This window comes from Wohlfahrtiimonas larvae, from assembly GCF_002006755.1.
GTDB lineage: Bacteria > Pseudomonadota > Gammaproteobacteria > Cardiobacteriales > Wohlfahrtiimonadaceae > Wohlfahrtiimonas > Wohlfahrtiimonas larvae.
On record NZ_MVDO01000169.1, the window covers coordinates 1 to 3,508 of the forward strand.

Annotated in this window: 4 protein-coding genes; 1 reads left to right on the forward strand and 3 read right to left on the reverse strand. The window is 37.6% G+C overall.

Annotated features, from left to right (window positions below; all coding sequences use genetic code 11):
• Positions 1-600 (reverse strand): NADP-dependent isocitrate dehydrogenase (locus tag BZK14_RS09330; protein ID WP_143691427.1); only part of this gene is annotated, 600 nt, incomplete at its 3' end.
• Between the two features lie 118 nt (positions 601-718).
• On the opposite strand from BZK14_RS09330, the gene BZK14_RS09335 reads away from it, so the two are divergent.
• Positions 719-1,243 carry a hemerythrin domain-containing protein gene (locus BZK14_RS09335; protein ID WP_143691428.1) on the forward strand — a complete coding sequence of 175 codons (525 nt, stop codon included), beginning with the start codon at positions 719-721 and terminating at the stop codon, positions 1,241-1,243.
• 51 nt (positions 1,244-1,294) lie between these two features.
• Here BZK14_RS09335 and gatB read toward each other — a convergent pair whose 3' ends face one another.
• Both gatB and BZK14_RS09345 read right to left on the reverse strand, forming a co-directional pair.
• Positions 1,295-2,722, reverse strand: coding sequence for an Asp-tRNA(Asn)/Glu-tRNA(Gln) amidotransferase subunit GatB (gene gatB, locus BZK14_RS09340; protein WP_077926235.1), 1,428 nt, complete (start codon positions 2,720-2,722; stop codon positions 1,295-1,297).
• A gap of 30 nt (positions 2,723-2,752) precedes the next feature.
• On the reverse strand, positions 2,753-3,508 hold a 756-nt coding region (locus tag BZK14_RS09345; RefSeq protein WP_245831281.1), incomplete at its 5' end, for an amidase.

Consider the following 3,508-nt stretch of genomic DNA (forward strand, 5'->3'; position numbering starts at 1 on the left):
GATTGAGTATTCAGTTGCAGCATCAATGGTTACAGCTTTTTCTGAACCGTAGAAATCGCCAGAAGTCATACTAACAACATCTGTTTTAGAATCTTTTGCCCATTCGCCCATGCGATGTGGATTTTGACGTGCATAAGCTTTGACAGCTTCTGGTGCACGGCGATCCGAGTTACCTTCGCGTAATACAGGGTTAACTGCTGATCCTAATACTTTTGCATAAGATTTTTTGATTGCTTCTTCATCAGCATTAGCTGGTGCTTCAGGATAATCAGGAACGTTATAACCTTTTGCTTGCAACTCTTTAATTGCACGCTTTAACTGAGGGATGGATGCAGAAATATTTGGTAACTTAATAATATTAGCTTCAGGTACTTTTGTTAAATCTCCCAACATTGTTAAAGCATCTTCAATTCTTTGTGCTTCTGTCAAACGTTCAGGGAACAATGCGATAATACGACCTGCTAATGAAATATCGGCCAACTCAACATTAATATCCGCTTGCTTAACAATTGCTTTAACAATTGGCAAAAATGAATATGTTGCCAATAGTGGTGATTCATCTGTTTTTGTGTAATAAATAGTGTTGTTACGATTAGTCATTTCCATCCTCCGTTATATCGATGACTATTATTAAAAGAAATAATGAGTTTTCCCTTTAATTTGTAATAAAATGTTAATAACATTAACACTTCATACCGTTTTTGCTCTTAAGGTCTATATGTTACAACAATTTTTATCAAGACTAGTTTCATTCCGACAAATTAGCCCAAAACTTTCTTCTGATAAAAATAATGACTCTGAGAGCACAGATTATAACCCAGAACTGATCACAAATTTGATTAATGAACACAAAGATATAATTGAAATCAGTAATTCCATTAAAAACTTAGCCCAAAAGCGTGAATGGGATTTAGCTCAAGAACAATTAAAATACTTATCTAAGCTGATAACTATGCACATGAACGCAGAAACAGTTACTCTGTATCGTATTTTAGAACACATTCATACTCCAAATTCCTTGGAAGTAGAGATGATAAAATTTATTCGTCAAGAAATGACATCTGTCGGCATAGACCTTATAAATTTTATAAAGAAATACAACAGCATAGAATCTGAACAATGGGATAAACGAGTTTTCATCTATGAGTACAATAAATTACTCTATACATTAACAGCACGCATAGAACTCGAAGAGAATACGCTTTATCCTTTATACGAGATTCTCTTAAATCAAAAAAAATAAAGCCCCGTGATATTTCACGAGGCTTCCCATCTTTCAAATTAAGTCATAAAGTTATTTCAACTTATCTGCAACCAACTCATTAATCACTGCAGGATCAGCTTTACCTTGGCTCAATTTCATTACTTGACCCACAAAGAAGCCCAATAATTTAGTTTGGCCACCTTTGTATTGTTCAACTTGCTTAGGATTCTTCTCAATGACTTCATTCACCCAGCCTTCAATTGCGCCTGTATCTGTCACTTGTTTTAAACCTTGTGATTCAATGATGGCATCTGCTGTTTCACCTGATTCAACCATTGCTTCAAATACTTTTTTCGCAATTGAGTTAGAAATCGTTTTATCTTGAATGCGCGCCAATAAGCCTGCCAATTGCTCTGCATTCACAGAGAACTCATCGATCAATATGCCTTTTTGATTCAATGTTGCAGAGACTTCACCTAGCAACCAGTTAGCAGCCATTTTTGGCTCAGAGCCTAATTTAACCATTGCACCAAAGTAATCGCACATTGCGCGAGACTGGATCAATACTGAAGCATCATAGTCAGATAAACCAAATTCTGAAACTAAACGTGCTGATAATGCTTCTGGCAACTCAGGGAAAATTTCACGAACATTGTCGATCATTTCTTCTGTCACAACGATTGGCAACAAGTTAGGATCTGGGAAGTAGCGATAATCATTTGCTTCTTCTTTTGTACGCATTGAACGTGTTTCATTTTTATCAGGATCATACAAACGTGTTTCCTGAACAACTTCTCCGCCCGCTTCAATGATTTCGATTTGACGCTCAACTTCGTGATTGATTGCATCTTCGATGAAACGGAAAGAGTTAATATTTTTGATTTCAGCACGTGTACCAAATGGTGTACCTGGCTTATGCACAGAAACGTTCGCATCACAACGGAATGAACCTTCCTGCATGTTACCATCACAAATGCCTAACCAAGTCACTAATTGGTGTAACTTACGTAAATATTGAATCGCTTCTTTTGCTGAGTTTAAATCAGGCTCTGTTACAATTTCTAATAATGGCGTACCTGCACGGTTTAAGTCAATGCCAGTCATACCATAAACTTCATCATGCAAAGATTTACCTGCATCACACTCCATGTGCGCGCGGTTGATGCGAATTTTCTTCTCGCTACCATCTTCCATTTCAATCATCAAATGGCCGTTTTGTACGATTGGCAATGCCAATTGGCTGATTTGATAACCTGTTGGTAAATCTGGATAAAAATAGTTTTTACGCTCAAATACTGTTTTCGGTGCAATGTGTGCATCAATTGCTAAGCCCAATAAAATAGCCTTATCTAATACTGCACGGTTAAACACAGGCAAAGTACCTGGCATTGCTAAATCATACAAGCTTGCTTGGCTATTTGGCTCTGCACCATATTGAATGCTTGAACCTGAAAATAGCTTAGTTTTTGTTGTGAGCTGTGTATGTACTTCTAATCCAATGACAACTTCCCAAGTCATGGTCTATTCCTTATATTCTTTGGTTGCTAATTAATCAAATTTTGGTTGCTTTGTATGCCAATCAGTTTCTCTTTGATAAGCATGTGCCACATTCAAAATTTTAGCTTCATCAAATGCACGGCCAATAATTTGTAAACCTACTGGCAAACCATTTACAAAACCTGCAGGAATCGACATTGCAGGTAAACCTGCCAAGTTTGCGCCCACGGTAAAAATATCACTTAAGTAAACTTGCGTACTGCCTGTACTATCTTGTCTGAATGGTAATTCTGGTGCTGTTGGCCCCATGATCACATCCACTTGGCTCAATACTGAGTTATAGTCATTGGCAACCAAACGACGAACTTTCTGTGCTTTCACATAGTAAGCATCATAAGCGCTTGCACTCAATGCGTATGTTCCCATGAAAATACGCTTTTTAACTTCGTCACCAAAACCTTCTGCACGAGAGCGCATGTATAAATCTTGTAAATCTTTAGGATCATCACAACGATAACCATAACGAACACCATCAAAGCAAGCCAAGTTACTCGATGCTTCCGCTGGTGCAATTGTGTAATACACAGGCACCACCACATCTGTATTTGGCAATGTCACTTCAACTAAAGTTGCCCCCATTGCTTCATATTGCTTCAATGCCGTTTGGATCACATCTGCAATTGCAGGATCTAAATCAGGAGATAAAAACTCTTTAGGAATACCAATGCGCAATCCTTCAATGGATTGGTTCAACAAGCCTGAATATTTTGGTACTGAAATATTGTGTGATGTTGAATCTTTCGCATC

Coding starts and splice junctions, on each gene's coding strand:
- BZK14_RS09335 (WP_143691428.1), top strand. CDS start 719: ATGTTACAACAATTTTTATCAAGACTAGTTTCATTCCGACAAATTAGC.
- gatB (WP_077926235.1), bottom strand. CDS start 2,722: ATGACTTGGGAAGTTGTCATTGGATTAGAAGTACATACACAGCTCACA.